Origin of the sequence: Actinomyces howellii (assembly GCF_900637165.1) — a bacterium.
Lineage (GTDB): Bacteria > Actinomycetota > Actinomycetes > Actinomycetales > Actinomycetaceae > Actinomyces > Actinomyces howellii.
The window spans coordinates 618,566-639,269 of sequence record NZ_LR134350.1; the positions used below are offsets into that span (position 1 = coordinate 618,566).

At 71.8% G+C, this 20,704-nt stretch carries 17 protein-coding genes; 9 read left to right on the forward strand and 8 right to left on the reverse strand.

Annotation, left to right across the window (positions count from 1 at the left end; genetic code table 11):
* The first annotated feature begins 91 nt into the window (after positions 1–91).
* From EL245_RS02635 to EL245_RS02675, 9 genes are all read left to right on the forward strand, one after another.
* Positions 92–919 (forward strand): glycosyltransferase family 2 protein, encoded by an 828-nt coding sequence (locus tag EL245_RS02635; RefSeq protein WP_126381736.1) that lies wholly within the window; start codon positions 92–94, stop codon positions 917–919.
* Positions 916–1,899: an ATP-grasp fold amidoligase family protein gene (locus tag EL245_RS02640; protein ID WP_232009843.1), complete on the forward strand. Its 984-nt coding sequence runs from the start codon at positions 916–918 to the stop codon at positions 1,897–1,899. The genes EL245_RS02635 and EL245_RS02640 overlap by 4 nt, the downstream gene beginning before the upstream one ends.
* Positions 1,896–2,957 (forward strand): glycosyltransferase family 4 protein, encoded by a 1,062-nt coding sequence (locus EL245_RS02645; RefSeq protein ID WP_126381737.1) that lies wholly within the window; start codon positions 1,896–1,898, stop codon positions 2,955–2,957. Before EL245_RS02640 ends, EL245_RS02645 begins: the two co-directional genes overlap by 4 nt.
* 4 nt (positions 2,958–2,961) lie before the next feature.
* Complete coding sequence (locus EL245_RS02650) at positions 2,962–4,143, forward strand: glycosyltransferase (RefSeq protein ID WP_126381738.1); 1,182 nt, start codon at positions 2,962–2,964, stop codon at positions 4,141–4,143.
* A complete protein-coding gene (locus EL245_RS02655; protein ID WP_126381739.1) occupies positions 4,127–5,452 on the forward strand; it encodes an O-antigen ligase family protein in 1,326 nt (441 codons plus the stop codon). Before EL245_RS02650 ends, EL245_RS02655 begins: the two co-directional genes overlap by 17 nt.
* Complete coding sequence (locus tag EL245_RS02660; RefSeq protein WP_170174826.1) at positions 5,427–6,026, forward strand: acyltransferase; 600 nt, start codon at positions 5,427–5,429, stop codon at positions 6,024–6,026. Before EL245_RS02655 ends, EL245_RS02660 begins: the two co-directional genes overlap by 26 nt.
* Entirely contained in the window at positions 6,023–7,495 is a 1,473-nt protein-coding gene (locus EL245_RS02665; RefSeq protein ID WP_126381740.1) for a lipopolysaccharide biosynthesis protein, read from the forward strand. The genes EL245_RS02660 and EL245_RS02665 overlap by 4 nt, the downstream gene beginning before the upstream one ends.
* Before the next feature lie 77 nt (positions 7,496–7,572).
* Positions 7,573–8,907, forward strand: coding sequence for a polysaccharide biosynthesis tyrosine autokinase (locus EL245_RS02670; RefSeq protein WP_161512763.1), 1,335 nt, complete (start codon positions 7,573–7,575; stop codon positions 8,905–8,907).
* A gap of 186 nt (positions 8,908–9,093) precedes the next feature.
* Positions 9,094–10,566 (forward strand): sugar transferase, encoded by a 1,473-nt coding sequence (locus tag EL245_RS02675; protein WP_126381742.1) that lies wholly within the window; start codon positions 9,094–9,096, stop codon positions 10,564–10,566.
* A gap of 42 nt (positions 10,567–10,608) precedes the next feature.
* On the opposite strand, the gene EL245_RS02680 is transcribed toward EL245_RS02675, so the two are convergent.
* From EL245_RS02680 to EL245_RS13545, 8 genes are all read right to left on the reverse strand, one after another.
* Positions 10,609–12,030: an AMP-binding protein gene (locus tag EL245_RS02680; protein WP_126381743.1), complete on the reverse strand. Its 1,422-nt coding sequence runs from the start codon at positions 12,028–12,030 to the stop codon at positions 10,609–10,611.
* Between the two features lie 136 nt (positions 12,031–12,166).
* A complete protein-coding gene (locus EL245_RS02685) occupies positions 12,167–12,841 on the reverse strand; it encodes a hypothetical protein (RefSeq protein WP_126381744.1) in 675 nt (224 codons plus the stop codon).
* Entirely contained in the window at positions 12,838–14,613 is a 1,776-nt protein-coding gene (locus EL245_RS02690; RefSeq protein WP_126381745.1) for a hypothetical protein, read from the reverse strand. The genes EL245_RS02685 and EL245_RS02690 overlap by 4 nt, the downstream gene beginning before the upstream one ends.
* A complete protein-coding gene (locus tag EL245_RS02695; RefSeq protein WP_126381746.1) occupies positions 14,610–15,488 on the reverse strand; it encodes a hypothetical protein in 879 nt (292 codons plus the stop codon). Before EL245_RS02695 ends, EL245_RS02690 begins: the two co-directional genes overlap by 4 nt.
* 4 nt (positions 15,489–15,492) lie before the next feature.
* A complete protein-coding gene (locus EL245_RS02700) occupies positions 15,493–17,082 on the reverse strand; it encodes a MoxR family ATPase (RefSeq protein WP_126381747.1) in 1,590 nt (529 codons plus the stop codon).
* Positions 17,079–18,200, reverse strand: a complete 1,122-nt coding sequence (locus tag EL245_RS02705) for an AAA family ATPase (RefSeq protein ID WP_126381748.1) — start codon at positions 18,198–18,200, stop codon at positions 17,079–17,081. Before EL245_RS02705 ends, EL245_RS02700 begins: the two co-directional genes overlap by 4 nt.
* On the reverse strand, positions 18,197–18,847 hold the full coding sequence (gene pnuC, locus EL245_RS02710; protein ID WP_126381749.1) for a nicotinamide riboside transporter PnuC: 651 nt from the start codon (positions 18,845–18,847) through the stop codon (positions 18,197–18,199). The genes EL245_RS02705 and pnuC overlap by 4 nt, the downstream gene beginning before the upstream one ends.
* 12 nt (positions 18,848–18,859) lie before the next feature.
* The gene (locus EL245_RS13545; protein ID WP_126381750.1) at positions 18,860–20,560 is read right to left on the reverse strand and encodes an RNA polymerase sigma factor; all 1,701 of its coding nucleotides are present in this window, start codon (positions 20,558–20,560) and stop codon (positions 18,860–18,862) included.
* Between the last annotated feature and the right edge of the window lie 144 nt (positions 20,561–20,704).

Sequence of the window (20,704 nt, forward strand, 5' to 3'; positions counted from 1 at the left end):
CCGGGCGCCGCTCACAGTCCCCAGCAAGCCTGCGATCCCTGAAGGAGAAATACCTCTTGCCCGCCCCCGAGCTCTATTCGACGACGTCGACATGACAGACGTCGACATGACAACTGCGTCCTCTCCCGGACGGTCCCGAGAGCGCTCACCGGGCGCGCCCCCGCTCGTCTCGGTCGTCATCGCCTCCTTCAACAGCGAGCAGCACATCACCGAGACCCTCTCCAGCGTCCTGTCCCAGACGATGTCCGACCTCGAGGTCCTCGTCGTCGACGACGCCTCCCAGGACCGCACCCGCTCCATCACCGAGGCGGTCGCCCGGACCGACAGCAGGGTGCGCACCTTCACCCAGCCGGTCAACAGGGGAGCAGCCCTGGCACGCAACCGCGGCCTGGCCAACGCGACGGGCCGTTACATCGCCTACCTCGACTCCGACGACCTGTGGATGCCGGACAAGCTGGAGCGTCAGATCGCCTTCATGTCCGCCACCGGTGCGGGGGCGTGCTTCACCTCCTACGAGACGATCGAGGACGACGGCACCCACCGCAACTACGTGAGGGTCCCACCCACGATGGGATACCGGGACTTCCTCAAGAACACGGTGACGTGCAGCCACACCATCCTCATCGACACCGAGGTCATCGACCGCGGCCTGCTCGTCATGCCCGACCTTCGTCGCGGGCAGGACGCGGCGACGTGGCTGCAGGTCATGCGGGCCGGGCACCGCCTGCACGGCCTGGACGAGTACCTGGCGAGGTACCGCAAGACGCCGGGCTCCTTGTCGAGCAACAAGGTCAAGGCGGTCAGGAGGACGTGGAACCTCTACAGGAACGTCGAGCGGATCCCGACCCTCGACGCCGCCTACCTGCTGTCCTGGCAGCTGTTCAACGCTGCGAGGCGACGCAGAAGGGGCCTGCGGTGAACGCGACGAGGACGAGCGCGGCCCGCTCTCACAGGGCTGTGAGCGTCAAGGAGGCGACACTGACTGTGCTACCCCGGTGGGGCCAGACCGCGCTGCGCGGTGCCGTCCACCGCTGGAACAGCCACCTGGAGCCCGAGCGGTACCGCGCGGAGCTCCAACGGTGGTACCGCCTGACCAAGGGGTACGACTGCGACCTGGAGTCCCCCCGCACGATGGGCGAGAAGATCCAGTGGCTCAAGCTCTACGACTCCACCCCCCTCAAGGGCAGGCTCGCCGACAAGTACCTCGTCCGTGACTGGGTCGCCCGCAGGATCGGCTCCGAGTACCTCGTCGATCTCCTCGGGGTGTGGGACTCCCCCGATCTCATCGACTTCCGCTCCCTGCCGGACAGCTTCGTGCTCCAGGCCACCCACGGCTCAGGGTGGAACGTCATCGTCACCGACAGGAGCACCCTGGACGTCGAGCGGACCCGCCGCAGGCTGGCCACCTGGCTGCGGCGGCGGGCCTCGATGGCAGGGGGGTTCCAGCTGCACTACGACTTCTGCGAGCCGCGGATCATCGGCCACCCCTACATGGTCGACGACAGCGGGGGCCTGCGAGACTACAAGTTCTTCACCTTCGACGGACAGGTCCAGTTCGCGCTCGGGATCGAGGGAAGATTCGTCCGCAAGACCCTGGGAACCTACCTTCCGGACTGGAGCCGGGCACCTTTCGACTACGGCTACAACGTGGAATGGGCGGAGAGCATCCCCCGCCCCACCCAGCTGGCAACGATGGTGGCCCTGGCCGAGGAGCTCGGACGAGGGTTCCCGCTCGCCCGAGTCGATTTCTACGAGGTCGACGGCCGTGTCTACTTCGGTGAGATCACGTTCACCGACAACAACGGCCTCGCCGACTTCTTCCCGCCAAGCTTCGACCACGAGTTCTCCCAGCGCCTCTCCCTGCCGGAGCGGAAGACATTCAAAGGGGTCCTGCTATGAGACCACGAAGAATAGGGATCATCGGCCGGATCGATCCTCAGGGGACCCTCGTCGACGGCCAGACGGTCAAGACCAGGACCCTGTACCGCTGCATGGTCGAGCACTTCGGCGCAGCCCGTATCTGCCCCGTGGACACCCTGCGGTACCGTCATCAGGCGGTCAGGGTCTCCCGGGAGCTCGTCAGGTGCCTGCTCAGCTGCGACGACATCGTCGTGCTGCTGTCGAACAACGGCCGCCGGGTGTTCTTCCCCCTCCTGTCCCTCATGGCCAGGGTCTTTGACAAGCGCATCTACCACAACCTCATCGGGGGCACTCTGGCCGACGACGTCGCAGGCGACCCCTCGGGCCGGTTGGCCAGCTACCTCAACTCCTTCAGGGTCAACTGGGTCGAGTCCCGCAGTCTCGCGGCCAGGCTGCACGACCTGGGGGTGCGCAACGCCTCCTACCTGCCGAACTTCAAGGCGCTGGGCGACGTCGCGGTCAACCCGAGCTTCGACAGGCAGCGACCCCACCGGCTGTGCATGTTCAGCCGCGTCACCGCGGTCAAGGGAGTCGACAACGCCGTGCGCGCGGTCGAGGCCATCAACCGCACGGCGCAGTCCCCGGTGGTGACCCTCGACATCTTCGGCCCGGTCGACGACTCCTACGAGCAGGAGTTCCGCGCCCTGGTCGATCGCGCCCCGTCGGTGCGCTACCGGGGCAGGGTCCCAGCCGAGGACAGCGTGCGGACCATCAGCCCCTACTACGCGCTGATCTTCCCCACCGAGTGGATCGGGGAGGGGGTCCCGGGAACGATCATCGACGCGATGCACGCCTCCGTGCCCGTCGTGGCCAGCCGCTGGCGGTACTACTCGGAGATGCTCGAGGACGGCGCGACCGGCCTGAGCTACGACTTCGACCAGCCGGCCCTCCTGGAGGAGACGCTGCTGCGTTTCATCGCGCTGCCGCCCGAGACGATCGAGTCGATGCGGCGGGAGATCCACACCCGCTCCACGGCCTACTCAGTCGAGGCCGTCTTCGACCAGATCGCGCTGACGGTCGCCCAGGAGAGCAGGTAGGACGATGACGCCGAACAGCTCCGAGAACCGGGTCGTCGCCGCTCCAGGGTCCCGCCTCAGTGCGGGAACGCGGGCGCTCGCGGAGGACCGGGGACCGGCCATGCGGGTCATGCTCGTGCTCCACGGACTGGTGACCGGCGGTGCCGAGATGATGGTCCTCCACCTGGCCCGCGAGCTCGACGCCGCGGGGCACGCCGTCGAGGTGGTCTCGCTGCACGCAGGCGGCACCTCGGTGCACGAGATGATGGAGCGCGCCGGCCTGGCCGTCGTCCCGCTGGGCAAGCGCAGGGGCCCGGACCTGGGTGTCGTGCGCCGACTACGCGCGGAGATGGGCCGCTTCAGGCCCACGGTCGTCCATACCCACCTGCCCGTCCTGCAGTACGTCCTGCCCGCTGCCAGGCTCCACGGCCGGCCGCTGACCATGGTGCACACGGTCCACAACCTGGCCCGCCGGGAGACGGGGGTGGCGCTGCTCAGGCGGGTCAACCGCTACGCCTTCGGTCACGGGGTGGTGCCGGTGGCCGTGAGCAACGAGGTGGCCACCTCGGTGAGCCAGGAGTACGGCCTCGAGGCCGCCGCCGTGCCAGTGGTGAGCAACGGCGTCGACCTCAGCGCCTTCCAGGGCCCCGGGGACCGGGCTCCAGGACCCTGCTCCCGGGCCCACGGACCGCTGCGGCTGCTGTGCGTGGCCCGCCTGGCCGAGGCCAAGAACCACGTCCTGCTCCTGGAGGTCACCGCCAGGCTGCTCGCCTCCGGCCGGGACCTCACCCTCACCCTCGTGGGAGACGGCCCCCTGCGGTCCGAGCTCGAGGACCGTGCCCGGCGGCTGGGCATCGGCTCGGCGGTCCGCTTCACCGGCCAGCAGCAGGACACGGCCTCCTTCTACCGCGAGGCTGACCTGTTCATGCTCCTGTCGACCTACGAGGGACAGCCGATGAGCATCATCGAGGCCATGGCCTCCGGCCTGCCCGTCGTGGCCACCGCCGTGGGAGGCGTGGCCGAGTTGGTCGACGACGGGCGCACCGGCACACTGGTGGCGCCCGAGGCCGGGGAGGTGGCACGGGCCGTGACCTCGATCTGTGACGACCCGGGCCTCTACGCCTCGATGAGCGCGGCGGCGCACCGGGCGGCTGCCTCCTACTCGGCCAGGGCGATGATGGAGGGCTACGTTGAGCTCTACCGCTGAGGCCGCCGGCCTCATCCGTCCCGCACCGCTCGTCCCGGCCCGTCCCCGGAGCGGAGCGAGCCTCGCGCCGGCCACGCGCGGCCGGCTCCAGAGGTGCTACCCCCTGCGCTACCTGGGGCTCATGGGCGTGTGCCTCGTGCTCATGAAGCCGATCATGGTCGGTCAGGACCCGTCCCTGGCCCCCCTGGTCAAGGTGGCCACCGCGGGTGTCCTGGCGGGGCTGGCCCTCCTCTACCTCGTACGACGCACCGCGCTGTCCACGGTGCTCGTCCTGTTCGTCCTCTACCGCCTGTCCTTCCTGGCCCCCACCGTCTACCGAGGCGGCGACCTGCTCAACTGGGGCTACACGACGCTCTCCCAGCTCGGCCTCGTGATGCTCATCGACCTGCACGCCCAGGCCGACGGCGAGTCGCGCAGACGGCTCCTGCGGGTCATCGCCGACCTCCTCCTGGCCTACCTGCTCGTCAACTACGTGATGATCATGACCGGCACGGGGGCGGTGGCGCCCCTGGGCGACGGGCTCTACGACCAGCACTCCTACCTGCTGGGCATCCGTACCCGCGTGACCGACTGCATCTTCCCCGCCGTGCTCGTCTCCCTCCTCCACGACTCGACCACCGCACGCCGGTGGGGATGGCGCACGGTGCTGGCGATCGCGACCGGCGTCGTCCAGATCGTCACCCTGCAGGTGGCCACCGCCTACGTGGGCCTGGCCGTCGCCCTGGTCTTCTACGCCCTCGTCCTGGCCCGCCCCCGGCGCGGCGGCCTGCTGTCGATGCGAGGGGTGACGGTCCTGGGAGTGGCGGTCAGCGTCCTGGTCGTCCTCCTGCGGGTGCAGACCGCCTTCGCCCCGGCCATCCGCGTCCTGCTGGGCAAGTCGGTCGACCTCACCGGCCGTACCGACATCTGGGACACCGCCCTGCCGATCCTAGGACGATCCCCCCTGCTCGGGTACGGCATCAACGACAGCTTCGGGGCGTTCGTCCCCGGAGCAGCCGGCCTGTTGTGGCAGGCCCACAACCAGTACCTGCAGATCATCCACGACGGCGGCCTCGTCGCGCTGGGCCTGTTCCTCGCGCTGCTCACGGCCGCGAGCGCACGAGCGGACGCCTCGGCCTGCTCCCCCTGGGCGCGCGCCGCCCTCGTGTCGGTCTACGCGGCCATGTCGGTCATGGCCGTCTCCGAGATCTACGTCTACAACATGGGGCTGTTCTTCCTCATCCCCTTCCTGGCCTCCAGGGCCGGTGAGCTCCTGCCCCCTGACGACGAGAGGAGGGGGATGCATGGTCTCCCCGTCACAGCTGGTTAACGCCGCCCGCAGGCGCACCGCGAGGCGCCAGTTCGCCGCCGCGCGCGCCCGGGGTGCCCTCGTGGCAGGCACTGACGTCGTCCTCGGCCCCTTCGCGCGGTGCTCGACCGGCTCGAGCGCCAGGCCCTCGGTGGTCATCGGCACCCACGTGTTCCTCGACTGCTCCTTGTACACCCTGGGGGCGGGTCGCCTGGAGATCGGATCGCACTGCTGGATCGGCGGGGCGGGCTCGACGATGATCGGCGCCACCGAGTCGCTGGTTATCGGCACGGGAGTCATCATCTCCAACCACGTGCGCATCTACGACAACAACAACCACCCCACCTCCGTCGAGGCCCGCGAGCGCATGACCCGCGGTGAGCACGGCGGCCCGCTGTGGTCCTGGACCGAGGCGGAGTCGGCGCCCGTGGTCATCGGCGACGACGTGTGGATCGGGGAGTTCGCCACCGTGCTCAAGGGGGTGTCGATCGGCCGGGGTGCGGTGGTGGCCTCCCACGCCGTGGTCACCAAGGACGTCCCACCCGACACGATCGTGGCGGGCAACCCCGCGGTCCCGGTCAAGAGGCTCCGGTGAGCCCACGCCTGCCCGGCTCCGGCAGCTCGGTCGACTCCCTCCTCCTGGCGGGGGTCAAGCTGGTGACGCTCAGCACGGGGATCGTCTCGACGATGGTGCTCTCGCACAGCCTGTCGCTGCACGCCTACGGCACCTACGCCCAGGGGGTGCTGCTCGTGACGCTGTGCGCGGACGCCACCGTCCTGGGGCTGGCCGACGCGGTCAACTACTTCTTCAACCGTGAGGGCGGGAGGGGGTCCTCGCGCGAGTACGTGCGCACCGTCGTCGTCCTCCAGGTCCTCACCGGCCTGAGCACCGCGCTCGTGCTCGTCGCGCTGCGCGGCGTGATCGGCGGCTACTTCTCCAACGACGACCTGGTGCCGCTGGTCGTTCTGCTCGCCCTGCGCCCCATGCTCACGAACATGACGACCGTCCTCCAGGTGCTCGTCGTGTCGATCGGCCGGGCCCGCACGATCGCGGTGAGGAACCTGGTGTTCTCGGCCCTCAAGCTGAGCGCGGTCGTCGTCACGGCCCTGCTGACCTCGAGCATCGCCATCCTCCTGGCGATGCTGCTTGTCCTGGACGTCCTGTCGGTCCTGTGGTTCTGGGACACCTTCCGCAGGGGCGCCTTCGCGATCACGCTCATGCGGCCGCACCGAGACCGGGTCAAGGAGGTGCTCGCCTTCTGCCTGCCCATGGCGGTCTACGTCATGACCGCCTCCCTCATGCGGCAGATCGGCGCCCTGGTCATCGGGATGAACGAGAGCACCCAGATGTACGCGATCTACGCCAACTGCACGGCGATCCTTCCCTTCGACGTCGTCGCAGCATCCTTCCTCACGGTCATCATCCCGGTGGTGACCAGGTACGTCGGCGCCGGGCGCCACGAGCGTGTCCTGGAGCTGTTCAGGCACTACCTGACGGTGGGCTACCTGACCACGGTCACCTTCTGCGTGGCCTGCCTCGTCGTGGCCCCCGAGTTCATCGAGGTGCTCTACGGGGAGCGCTACCTGCCGGGCGGCACCGTCTTCCGCCTCTACCTCCTGACGGCCATGATCCGCTTCGCCGGCCTCTCGCTCATCCTGAGCGCCTCGGGCAGGACGAGGACGCTCATGGCCGTGTCCCTGGTGTCCGTCGCCGCTAACGCGGTCCTGTGCCCGGTGCTGTACGAGGTCATGGGCTTCGTCGGACCCGCACTGGCCTCGGTGGCCGTCAACCTCGTCATGGCGGCAGCCCTGCTGCGGCTGAGCGTGCGCCAGCTGGGCGGCAGGATCTCGAGCGTCCTGCCGGCCCGCGGCCTGGGCGCCTACGCGGTGTCGGCCGCCGGGGCCGGCCTGGCCGGCTGCGCCCTGAGGTCGGCCCTCCTTGGCCTGGGACTGCCGGTGGCAGCCGTCGCGGCCCTCGTGTTCTGCGCGGTCTCGGCCGCGGTTCTGGCGCTCAACGCCGCACCGCTCACAGGCTCGCTGCGGGCGATCAACTCGATGAAGTGAACGACCGCGCCGTGTCGCGACGGACCGAGCACGATCCCTGTGCCGGTGCCCTGCGAACGGCGGGAGATGGGATGGACATGACACTTGCGGAACTGCTCACGGCGGCCCGGCAGCGGCTCGGGACGCTGGCTCTGGGCGCCCTGGTCGGAGCTCTCGCGGCCGGCGGCGCGGCCGCCCTCCTGCCTGCCTCCTACACGGCCTCGGCGACCGCCTACGTGCGTGTCGACGTCCCCTCCCAGGGCACCGACCAGACCGAGTCCTACTACGCCGCCTCCCAGCTGGCCAACCAGAAGGCCGAGGCCTTCGTTCCGGTGTTCACCTCCCAGGCGGTGGCCCGGCAGGTCGTGGACTCCCTGGGGCTGGACACGAGCCCCTCCGCCCTGTCCCAGTCGGTCTCGGTCGCCCACACCAGTGACACGCTGACGATCACCGTGTCGGCCACGGCCGACTCCCCGCAGCAGGCGCGGGCGCTGGCCGACGAGGTCGTCAACCGTGCGGCCGCCGAGATCGAGCGCCTCGAGGGACAGGGCTCCCCCGTCAACGTGGTCCCCATGTCCTCGGCGGACGCCTCGGGCCTGGCCCGCTCGCCTGCCCCGGCGCGCCTCGTGGTCCTCGGCGCCCTGGTAGGGATCATCCTGGCCTACACGTGGGTCGTCGTCAGACGGAGCCTGGACACGACGGTCCGATCAGTGGCGGAGGTGCCACCGGAGATCGGGGCCGGAGCGCTGGGGCTCGTCCCGGAGTCGGCCGAGCTGGGCAGGGGCCGGGGGTCGCGGTCCGCTGACGGGCCGGCCGAGGAGCGACTGCGCATGCTGCGCACCGCCCTGCGCCGGACCGGGGCCGGCGCAGGGCGCGGGACCCTCGTCGTGGCCTCGGCGGGGCGTGCCGAGGGCCGTACCACCGTGGCAACCGGCCTGGCCCGGGTCATGGCCCTGGCCGGTCACCGCGTCGTCCTGGTCGAGGGCGACCTGCGCTCTCCGGTGCTCTCCGAGGTCCTGGACCTGGGCAGACGCCCCGGCCTGGTCGACCTCCTCGTGGGCAGGGCCGCTCTCGGCCAGGCCCTGGCCCCCACGGCCGTCGCAGGCCTCGAGGTCCTGCCCGCGGGCTTGACCACCGCCAACCCCTCCGAGCTGCTCGGCTCGACCCGCATGGCCGACCTGCTCGCTGAGCTGACCGCCGACCGGGTCGTCGTCATCGACTCCCCGCCCCTGGGGGAGGTCACCGACGGGGTCGTCCTGGCCGGAGGGCACGACACCGTGCTCGTGGCCCGCGCGGGCGCCACGACCCAGGACCGTCTGCGGGAGGCAGCTCTCGCCGTCGAACAGGGCGGGGGCAGCGTCGTGGGCACCGTCGTCAACCGGGTCGCGCAGCCCCGCCGGGGACGGTCCGCACGGCGTCGCACCGCGTCCTAGGGGCCCGCCCCGCCCCGTCATCGAGCCGCCGGCACCCCCGGCAGAAAGGCAGGCAGACAGCCTTCTCCCGCACCACGAGACGCCCTGCATGACCCACCAGATCCGGACCAAGCCTGTCGACGAGACAGCAGACCCCCTGTCCCCCTTCCTGGCCCCGCCGTCAACCTGCTCGATCCTGGAAAGACCATGTCTCAAGCCCGTATCGTCCCCTGTGGCGCACCGAAGACCACCGGACCGCACTCGACAGCCCGGTTCCAACGCCTCCTCCAGGCCGGCGACCTGTTCATCATCACGCTGGCGATCCTCACCTGCAACGTGCTCAACGTCCAGGCCGCCGACATGGCGATGAGCGGTTCGGTCGCCGGTCCGTCGACCGGCAGCACGACGCTGTGCGCCTTCATCGTCCTGAGCTGGTGGCTCTTCCTCGTCGCCATGAAGTGCCACGTCGAACGCATCCTGGGCTACGGGCCCGATGAGTTCCTCCGCGCCACGCGGGCCACGGCCACCGAGTTCGGCGCCCTGGCTCTCCTGTCCTACCTCAGCGGGGTCCAGCTGCCACGGGCCTACTTCCTCACGACGCTGCCCCTGGGCTTCCTCGCCCTGCTCATGTGGCGTTGGGTGGCCCGCCGCTACTTCGTGCGGGCCAGGCGGCGGGGTACGTTCACCCACCCGACCTACGTCGTCGGCTCCCGGGAGTCGGTGGCCTCCGTCGTAGCCGCGATCGAGCAGCGCCCCGAGCTGGGGCTCACACCCCAGGGGGCGTTCCTGGCCGGTGCCGACTCAGACCCCGACGAGTCCCCCGCCCTGTCGGTCCCGGTCGTCGGCGAGGTCGAGGACCTGGAGGAGTCCCTCGCCGGCGCCGAGGGCATCACCCTCGTCATCACCCAGACCCCGAGGCTCACCCCGCCCGACATCCGCAGGATCGGTTGGGCGCTGGGGCCCACGAGCCAGCTCATCATGGTCCCCTCGGTACTCGACGTCTCAGGCCAGCGCCTGCACCTGCGTCCGATCGGCGGGATCTCGCTGCTCGAGATCCAGACAAGCTCCTTCGGCAGGCTGCGTGCCCGGGTCAAGAGGGTCGGTGACCTCGTCGCCGCCGCGCTGCTCATCACCCTCCTCCTGCCGGTGTGGATCGTCATCCCCCTGCTCATCCGGAGGGAGGACCGCGGGCCCGTGTTCTTCCGGCAGACCCGGATCGGGCTCAACGGCCGGGAGTTCCGCATCTGGAAGTTCCGGACCATGCGGGTCGACGCTGACCGTGAGCTGGCCGCGCTCCTGGCGCGCCAGGGGACGGCGGACACACCCCTGTTCAAGGTCGACCACGACCCCCGGATCACGCGGATCGGCTCGGTGCTGCGACGCACCTCCCTGGACGAGCTCCCCCAGCTGTTCAACGTCCTGGAGGGGTCGATGAGCCTGATCGGACCGCGCCCGCAGGTCCCCCAGGAGGTCGAGCTCTACGACGAGACGGCCGCCCGCCGGCTGCTCGTCAAGCCGGGGATGACCGGTATGTGGCAGGTCAACGGGCGCTCGGCGCTGTGCTGGGAGGAGGCGCTGCGCCTCGACCTGTTCTACGTGGAGAACTGGACCTTCTCCCTGGACCTGCAGATCCTGCTCAAGACGGTCAAGGTCGTCCTGGCCCGTCAGGGGGCGGTCTGAGACTGGGCGGAGGCAGAGCGTACCGGCCACCGGTGCAGGTGCTCAGTCCAGGCCGTCGTGCCCGGACAGCGCCGAGGTGAAGCGGCGCGAGGACCTGTGGGAGTCGGCGAGCTCGTGGACGCTCACCGGCTGGCCCAGCAGGGTGGCCAGGCCGGTCCGCAGCTCGCGGGCCAGGTCCGGGCCGAGCGTGCCGGTCACACCGGCGGCGAGCACGTCCAGGTGGCCGTCCGCCCTCTGGTGGACCGACCAGACGGCGGCTCCGCGCGCCTGGAGCACCTGTGTGAGGCTGACAGAGGGAACCCAGTCACCCCAGGCGTTCTCGTACCGGACGGTGCCCCTGCCCTCCAGGGCGGTGATGAGCAGCTCCGCCCCGCCGGGGGCGCGTGGGTCGTGCCGGCTGGCGACGGAGCCTCGGTCCCCGGTGTCATAGCGCAGCAGCGGCATGGCCGGGTTCATGCCGGTGGTGACGACGAGCCTTCCTCGCTCACCGGCGGGCAGGGGATCACCCGCGGCGTCGAGGACCTCGACGTGCACGCCCGGGACGATCCTCCACCCGGCGCCGTCAGGGTCGACGGCTACCATGCCGCACTCCTCCAGCCCGTAGACGTCGAGGACGGGCGCCTCCCAGGTGCGCTCGAGCCGGGTGCGTGCCCGCGCACTGAGGTGGGAGGTGCCCGACACCACGGCGCGGGGGCGCAGACCGGGCGCGGTGTCAGCCAGGCGCAGAAGGGGCAGCGGGGCGGAGGACAGGACGAGGGGGTCGTGGCGCGCCAGCCACCGGGCCGGGTCGTCGGGGGCGGTCCACGCAGCGGGGTCTAGGTTGATGCGCGCCATGCGGGCCCCCGGCCCGTGGGCGGTCATGGCCGAGGCGTAGGTGAAGGCACGTCCCTGGTCGACGACCTGGACCAGAGCGAGACGCTCGGGTCGGAGGGCGTCGAGCTCCCAGGACACGCCCAGGCGCTCCAACCACCAGCGCAGGAGCACGACGTCGGCGCCCGGCGCCAGGGGGTCGACCGGGAAGCGGATGGCGGCGCCCGTCGATCCCGAGGACGTGCCCTGGACGATGCGGTCGAGGTCCGCGTCGAGGGCGACGTGGGAGGCGAGGTCCCGGCGCAGGTCCTCCCGGTTGGCGACGGGCAGGTCCTCCAGTCGGGCTCCCGGCCCGAGCCTGCCCGCGCGGGCCAGGGCCCGGTAGCGCGGCACGGAGCCCAGGGCAGGCCGGATGACCGAGTCCACCAGTGCCGCGCGCGGATACGCGCCGGTGCGTCTCTGCGCGAGGGAGCCGTCCCGGAGCCGCTCGCCCAGCCGGGCCAGGCGGTCAAGGTCGGCGCTCGTGAGACGGTCCCCGCACCGGTGCGTCCACACCGGCGCTCCGGGCTCGTCGTAGAGGCGGTGCACCTGGCGCACGGCTGCCGCCTCCAGGGTGGGCCAGCGCTCGGAGTCGGAAAGGACGGCGGCGTTCATGGGAGCGTAGTCGGCGCGTCCCGCGGCCCCCAGGGCAGCGCCCAACGCCTTGTGAGAGCCGCCGGGCCCCCTGCGGGGACCAGCGGCGGCCTGCACGGCGGGGTCGGCGGGGGCAACCGGATCCACGGGGTCCACGTCAGTACCCCACGTAGCGTGCTGCGGCCTCGGCTGCACGCTTGCGGGCCAGCGCCTCGGCGAGCTCGGCTCGTCGCAGCTCCTCGGTACGCAGCTCCTCGGCGGCCTCGGCGCCGGCCAGCGCCGAGACGGACTCCCAGGCGGCCAACGCGGTCGCCTCGTCCTCCCCACGAGGGACCAGGCCCATTCCCGCCAGGAACAGGCGGCACAGCTCCTCGCGGCGCTCGGGCTCGCGCACCCAGGACTCCGGGGCTGCCCAGGGAAGGAGGTACCGCGAGACCATGACCAGGGCGCGGGCGAGCATCCGAGCGCCGGTCTCGGGTCCGCGGCCGCGCAGGGCCCGCGCCGAGGCGTCCTCGAGGTGGACCCGGCGCAGCATGACCGACGCCAGGACGTAGAGCTCGCACGGGGGCTCGTCGCGGCTGTCCCCGGCGGCGACGCCCATGGCCTGGTCGAGGGCCGGCAGTGACAGGCCGGTGTCCCGCACCGCGTCGGCCAGCACCGCGTCGCCGTCGACGCCAGGGGCCTGCCAGTCGGTGCCGGCCGAGACCAGATCCGCCATGAGAACGGCCAGGGGCGGTCCGGGCAGGGCCTCGTGCAGAGCCTGGGTGACCGCCTCGACAGCGAGTGCTGTGCGCGGCAGGCCGAACCCGGCCGCGGTCTCGTGCTGCCTCATCCGCCTCTCCTCCACGTCCTGCGGCTGAGCTCCCGGCTGCGGGAGACGACGTCGTCCATGGTCGTCATGAGCACAGTCTCGTAGCCGGCGGGCAGGCGCAGGCCAGCCAGGGTCGCCTCATGACAGTTGAGCAGGAGCGTCCCGCCTCCGCCTGCAGCGACCAGGGCCCGCTCGGCGGTCCCCACCGCCTGGTGTCCGAGGGGGGCGGCGCCGGTGCCGTCGTCCCCGCCCGCGTCCCCGACGTCATCGACCATGGAGGTGGCCCCGGCGTCGGACACGACGGCGATGTGGCAGGGGCGGGTGGTACGGGCGCCGCCCCCGGCTCGCAGGTGGGTGCGCTCGAGCAGCGGCAGCGGGAAGCTCGTGGCTCCCCCGAAGAAGGCGACGACGGCTCTCATGACGGCCTCGGCGTCCCGGGTGAAGCCGTTGGTCGTGGCGATCTGGTCGCGTCCGGACCAGGTGGTCGCCTGGACGTGGCCCCCTGCCCTGAGGGCCGACAGTGCCAGGATCGTGCCGGCCACGGCGACCGGGGACAGGACGTGGGCGGGGTCGGGCATCGATCCCGAGGAGTCCAGGTAGAGGTCGAGGTCCATGGGCACACGCCTGGGGTCCCCGCCCGGGTGCTCCTCCTCAAGGCGCCTGCGGGTGGTCACCCCGGGAACGACGACGGGCGATGCCAGGACGGTCGCGGTCCAGTCGATCTCGGTCAGGTCCTCCCCGAGCTCCCAGGTCTCCAGGGCCCCGGGAACCGGCTCGCTGCGCCTGCGCGGGCGGGGGTCGCGGAAGGGAACGAGGTACGGTGCGGCGAGCTCACGGTAGTAGTGGGCAGCCACCGCACGCTCGTCGGCCTCGACGCCCAGGGCCCTGGCGACCGCGTACAGGTCGGCGGGCTCGAAGCGCTGGGTGTCGCCGGGCCGCGTGGGGGGCGACGGCGGTCGGGGCTCCTCGGGGCGGGTCCGCACGGACCCGCCCATGACCTCGGGGTCCAGGACGGGGTGGACCACCGGTGCCACGAGGGAGGCGTCCCCCACGAGGCCGTCGGGAAGACGGCGCAGCCCGGCCACCCCCCGGCAGCCCTGGGGGACGACCGGGGCCCGGGACTGCCTCGGCTCCGGCAGGAGGGGGCGGACGAGAGCGGCGAAGCCCTCGGCGCCTTTGACCAGGCGCCGTGCGTGTACCCGGGCGACACGGGCCATGACACGCGCCTCGCTCTCGGCTGCCTGTCCGGGCTCCACGAGAGATCCCAGGGGTGTCCGCCCCAGGAGCTCCAGGCAGCGCAGGTAGGTGGCGAAGACGGTGCTGACCCCCTGGCGAGGTCCGTGGGGCGCCAGGACCCGGGTGACGTCGATCCCGCGGCGGTGGGCGAGCTCGTCGTTGATGACGAGGTCGAGCCAGAGGTTGGCGACGTCGGGCACGAGATCGTCACGGTCGACCAGGGCGTGACGGACCCGGGCGGCGACACGGGCGGCCGTCGTCATGTCCCCGGGGGCCAGGACGTGGTGACCGACCTCGTGGGCGAGCACGGCCAGGCAGTCCTGGACCCCCAGGCCGAGGGCGGCCATGACGCCGGTGTCGACGTGCACGCTCATCGTCGACAGGTCCAGCCAGGCCAGCGCAGAGCCAGGCCGGTCCTCGCCGGTCTCGACACCGTCGGGCCCTGCGGCTGCGTGGACGGTGGGGGCGTGGAGGCGGGTCGAGGGGCTCCACACGGCCTGGGCAGCCGGCCAGGCCCGGGTGAGTCCCTGCTCGTAGTCCTCGTGGGTCGGGGTCATCGAGGCGCCCTCACGCTCAGGCGGTAGCTGCGCTCCACGAAGCCGAGGACCGCGCCGTCGGGGCCGGGCAGGTCGACCCGCGCGGCCCGGTGGCCGTCAGCCGGAGCCGTGCCCACGGGCACGACGGCGGCGCCGTGGACGTCGGCGAGGACGGCCCAGGCGAGGCCGTCGGCCACGACGTACCAGGCGTTGCCGTCGGCGCTGTGCGGGCGTGGGCGCGTCAGCCAGGGACCGCCGTCCCCGCGGAAGCCGCCGACGAGGTGGTGCGCGGGTGAGGACCTGCCGGGCCACCACCAGCGCTCGGCTCGGGCCCGGGCGGCCAGCCGGGCCACGCTGCAGGGTCCGGCGCCCAGGACCGGGCCCACCGCGTCGGGGCAGGAGGCCAGGGTCTCAAGGGCTGCCTCGCGCAGGCGCACCGCCCCGTGGCGCCATCCGGCCAGGACGGCCAGGCGGGTCGGCGACACGGCCGCACCTGCGCCCGTCGGCCCGCGGGCCGGGCAGAGGCCCATGAGCTCCAGCCAGGTCAGCCATGTCCGGTCGGGCTCGGCCCCGGGGACGGGTGTCGTGAGCACCCCGACGACCTCCCGCGGGGAGCGCAGCCACCACGGTGCCACGGCGAGGGTCTGCTCCAGGCGCCCCCACACGGGGTCCTCGGCACCGGGGTGCTCGGCGGCCAGCCGCACGAGCTGAAGGAAGCACGCGTCGAGGTCCTCGTCGTCGTCCTCGTCCTGGACCGCTGTGGCCAGGCGCCGGGCGGGCTCCTCGAGGTCGGCAAGGCGAGCCAGGACCTGATCACCGGGCGCTCGCGCGTGCGCGGCGAGCACGTCGTTGGCGTCCTGACGCCGCCTGCGCAGGAACGAGCGCCAGGAGCTCACCGGCTCATCTCCCCGACCACTTGAGCCAGGACAGATAGGCCGAGTAGCGCTGGTGGGCGTACTTCAGGGCCATGGCGTCCTCAAAGACGTGACCGTAGAGCTTGCCCGGGTCGCGCAGAGCCCGCAGCTCGTGCTCGATGCGCGCCAGGCGGGCACGTACCTGAGCGGCGGGAACCCCGTCGAGGCCGGCGTGCAGCTCCTCAAGGAGCTCCCCCACCGGGTCGACGGCGTCGAGCTGGGCGGCGTCGTAGGCGTGGCACGCCTGGTCGAACAGGCCCCGCAGCCAGGCGACGCGGTCCCAGCGCAGCAAGGCGCCCTCCTCGGTGGCGAAGGCGGGGCTGTCGAGATTGGGCTGGATCTTGTCTCGCAGGACGAAGGGCAGGACCGCGCGCAGGTCGTCCAGGCCCACCCTGGGGCTCCCACGGAAGTAGGCCATCGCCTTGGAGTAGGTCAGGGCGGTGTGCATGGCGCGCACGGACATGCCCGACAGGGTCTGGTCGCCGATGTCAGTGAGGTGGTCGCGGCCGGTCGTGCGCGCGGCGAGCTCGGCGACGTCGCCGCCAGCCAGGCGCGCGGTGTCCTTCGAGCGGTACTCGAACTGCGAGGCGGCACGCTCGCAGACCTCGAGCTGGGACGCGAAGAACGCCAGTCGCCGCAGCGTGCCCGGCTCGATCGGCACGGCCCGCACCTGGGCGGACAGCTCCTCGTGCTCGGCGTCGGAGAAGACGATCTCGGTGGGCACGTGGCGCTCGGGGTGGGTCCCCCTCTCGGCCCGGGCAAGCAGCCCGGGCAGGAACCGGGAGTTGAAGCCCAGGGCCTGGACGGTCACGTCGATGCGGTCGCGCAGCGCCTCGACCACCTCGTAGGTGCCGCCGCCGAGGTCGTCGTTGGCGGTGAGGTACCAGGCGGCGTCACCGGTGTCGAGGACCTGGTCGTAGGACTCGACGTAGCCGTCGGACAGGACGGTCAGCAGCGCCGACTGGGTGCGGGTGGGGATGCGGTTGTACTCGTCGACGATCTTGACCCGCATCCTCAGCCAGGAGCGCCAGGAGACCTCCACCTCCGACAGGGAGCCTGCGCTGACGAGGTCGCGCGGCAACGGGGCGCCGAACAGGTCGGACACCGTCAGCTGGGGGTGGCCGTGCTGCATCGCACGACGCACCTGCGCGAGCGGGTAGCCGGCGATGACCCCCATGAGCACCGCCGACGTGGTCTTGCCGCGGCCCGGGCCGCCGACAAGGAGGCAGCGCCCCCGCACGGCGAAGGTCAGCAGCGGCAGCAGCACGAAGGAGGAGTAGGAGGGCCCGGTCGGCAGCCGGAGACAGGCCCCGGTCTCCCCCAGGGCCACGGAGGTCTGGGCCACCTGCCCGGGAGCATCGAACTCGACGTCGTAGTGGGGGCTGATGACGGCCTCGTTGACCATCCAGTAGTAGGCGCGCCGCAGCTTCTCATCGAGGGACGGGCCCTGCGCCGGGGGTGCCGACTCGGCGAAGACGTCTGCGACGTCGAGGGCCCCGGGTGAGGTGGTGCGCCCCGCCCGGTGGGCGGCGGGCACCACCGGGGAGCTCGGGACGTGGCCGTAGGGGACGGTCATGGCAGCTCCTCGGTAGGCGTGGCGGCACTGGTGCTCCCCAGCGCGCAGGCACCGACATGGTGCTCCGGCAGCGGTGCGGACAGCTCTCGGGGGCGCTCGACGAGGGCGTCGACGGCCGCGGTGGCCGCGGCCAAACGCCGGGCGCGGTCCCCGCGCACCTCGATCCACGGCACTCCCGAGTCGGACAGGACCTCGCGGAACCGGGCGTGCATGTCGTGACGGATGTGCTCGCCGTCGCGCAGCCCGTCCTGGACGAAGGGGATGTCGTCACCGGTCAGGATGTACAGGTCCGGCCTGCGGCGGGCGGCCAGGGCCTCGATGGTGGCCGAGCGCGAGCCGACGTAGCGCTCGTGCCACACCGCCGTGGCCAGGACGTCGGTGTCCGTCACGAGCAGGGGCACCGGGGAGCGCCTGGCAGCCTCGTCCTCCAAGCCCGCCTGAACCTGGGCGATGAGGTCGAACTCCGCGCTCACCCACGGGGCCTCCAGTCCTCCCGGGCGGTCCTGGGACCACTGGCGGCCGTACTCGGCCACCCACGGGGTCGAGTAGCGGGCCGCCAGGACTCTCGACAGGGTCGTCGTGCCGGTGGACTCGGCGCCCAGGACGACGACGCGGCGGACGTACCAGGCGCGCACGGGGGCGGGCAGCGCCCACCAGTGGCCCGCCGGGTCGGCGCGCACGGCACGGGCGCTGACGGGCAGGCCCAGGCGGGAGGGGTCGACCCGCACCCAGGTGGCGTCGAGGCGCGCGGCGAGCTCGTGGCCGTAGGAGTCCGAGGTGAATACGGCGTCCACGGGCCCGTCAGCCGGGTCGAGCAGGTCGCGCATGATCCCCACGTGGGCCTGCCAGGCGGCCTCGCTGGCGTAGTCGACCTCGAGGTCATCGACGCCGTGGACGACGCGAGCGGTGGGCAGCAGCTCGCGCAGCCAGGCCGCGCGCAGCTCCCCGGGCAGCGACTCGGCGCTGGAGGACAGGACCTCGACGGTCACGGTCCGGCAGCGGGACAGGGCGTGGCGCACGAGGTTGAGGTGCCCGGCGTGGGGCGGGTAGAACTTGCCGACGACGAGTCCGTGGCTCAGGGGCCGGTCCGCGGACGCGCGGGGGGTCCGGGGGCTCATAGACCGACACCCGCTGCGTGGGACCGGGGTGCCGGGGCTGCCGGGGCGGGCCCGATCTGCCCTCGCGCGGATCCGGGCGGTGTCTGCCCGGCGCCGTCCAGCTGACGGCGCCACTGCCTGAGGCCCTGGAGGCACAGGGCCAGGAACAGCGCGTACAGGCCGGCTGTGAGGTAGAGGCCGGCGGTGAGGTTCATCGCGATCGTGAGCACGTCGGTGAGGATCCACAGGTACCAGCTCGCGACCCACTTGCGCCCGAGCATGAACTGGGCGCCCAGGGACGTCGCGGTCGTCACCCCGTCCAGGACCCAGGTCGGGGACTCCGTCGTCGCCCCGACAAGGGCCACGAGACCGAGCGCGCAGGCCCCTGTCGCGCCGGTGACGGCCGCCAGGGCCGGCGTCGAGGGCCGGTGGACGCGCAGGGGCCCGTCACCGCGGTCCCCGCGCAGCCACCACCTCCAGCCCAGTACCGCCAGGGCGGCGAAGACGAGCTGGAGCAGGGCGTTGGCTCGGATGCCGGCGACCCAGTACATCGCCAGGAAGCACGCGTTGTTGACGAGCCCGACCGGGAAGGTCCACACGTTCTGGCGCACCGCCAGCCACACGCAGGCGGTCCCGGTGACCACACCCAGGATCTCGAGCAGCAGCACGACGGCGTCGGGTCAGTCGAGGTAGTCGCGCAGCACCTGGCTGCGCGAGGGGTGACGCAGCTTGCTCATCGTCTTGGACTCGATCTGGCGAATGCGCTCGCGCGTGACCCCGTAGACCTTGCCGATCTCGTCGAGGGTCTTGGGCTGGCCGTCGGTCAGGCCGAAGCGCATCGAGACGACGCCGGCCTCGCGCTCGGAGAGCGTGTCGAGCACGGCGTGCAGCTGCTCCTGGAGCAGGGTGAAGCTGACGGCGTCGGCGGGCACGACCGCCTCGGAGTCCTCGATGAGGTCACCGAACTCCGAGTCGCCGTCCTCACCCAGGGGGGTGTGCAGCGAGATCGGCTCCCGACCGTACTTCTGGACCTCGATGACCTTCTCGGGGGTCATGTCCAGCTCGAGGGCCAGCTCCTCGGGCGTGGGCTCGCGCCCCAGGTCCTGGAGCATCTGGCGCTGGACGCGGGCCAGCTTGTTGATGACCTCGACCATGTGCACCGGGATGCGGATGGTCCGGGCCTGGTCGGCCATGGCCCGGGTGATGGCCTGGCGGATCCACCAGGTGGCGTAGGTGGAGAACTTGTAGCCCTTGGTGTAGTCGAACTTCTCGACGGCCCGGATGAGCCCGAGGTTGCCCTCCTGGATGAGGTCGAGGAAGAGCATGCCCCGCCCCGTGTAGCGCTTGGCGAGGGACACCACGAGGCGGAGGTTGGCCTCGAGGAGGTGGTTCTTGGCCCGCTGGCCGTCCTGGGCCACCCAGTGCAGCTCGCGGCGGTACCTCGCCTCCAGGTCGTTGCCCTCGGTGCCCAGCAGGTGCTCGGCGTACAGGCCTGCCTCGATGCGCTTGGCCAGCTCGACCTCCTGGGCGGCGTTGAGCAGGGCCACCTTGCCGATCTGCTTGAGGTAGTCCTTGACCGGGTCCGCCGTGGCGCCCGCCGTCACGACCTTCTGCGCCGGCTCGTCAGCCTCGTCGGTGTCCGAGACGGTGAAGGAGCCGTCCTTGTCCTTGTCCCCGCCGCGACGGCGGCCCGACTTCTTGCCCGCGGCCTTCTCGGCCTCCTCCCGGCGGATGCGGTCGAGCTCGCCGGTCAGCGCCGCCACCGAGGGCGACATCTTGATGCCCTTGATGATCCAGCCGCGGAAGATGAACCCGTTGTGGGTCAGGAAGTCCCGCGCGACCACCGGCTCCTCCTCGTCGGGGATGACGAAGCGGGGCACAGGACCGTGGCCGTAGGGCGCAAGGGTGATGGGGTCCTCGAGCGTCCCGTTGCCGGCGATCTCCAGGCCCTCGACGACGGTGCGGCTGCGCACGAACAGCGTCGCCCCCGGCGCCAGACGCACGCCCTTGAGGGCCTCAGGGGTGTTGAAGGGGCGACGCTTGGTGCCGTCGCCGTTGTCCTCCAGGCTCACGTCGAGGTAGTAGTCGCGCAGCTCGGGAGCGGGCTCCTCCTGGGCCCGGGGGTCCTGGGCGCCCTCCTCGTCGTCGAGGTCGTCCTCGTCCTGGGAGCCGTACTCCTCGTCGTCCTCGTCGTCCTCGTCGTCCTCGTCGACGTCATCATCGTCATCGTCGGACCCGGGGTCATCGGTGTCCTCCGAGTCCTCGGGAGCCTCCTCGACGTCGAAGTCCTCGTCGAGGTCGAAGTCCTCGTTGTCCTCGGGGGCCTCGTCGACGTCGTCGGCTCGCTCGGTGCGCTTGCGCACAGCGGTGGAAGAAGCCACGGAGTTCCTTTCGCGGGGGCGGAGGTGCCGGATCAGGCGGCGTCGTGGGACCCGACGCACGCCACCGACGCAGACAACCCTTCAATTGTAGCCTTTATTCCCCTCCCGGCCGTCCCGGCACAGCGCTCGGACGGGCGGTGGCGG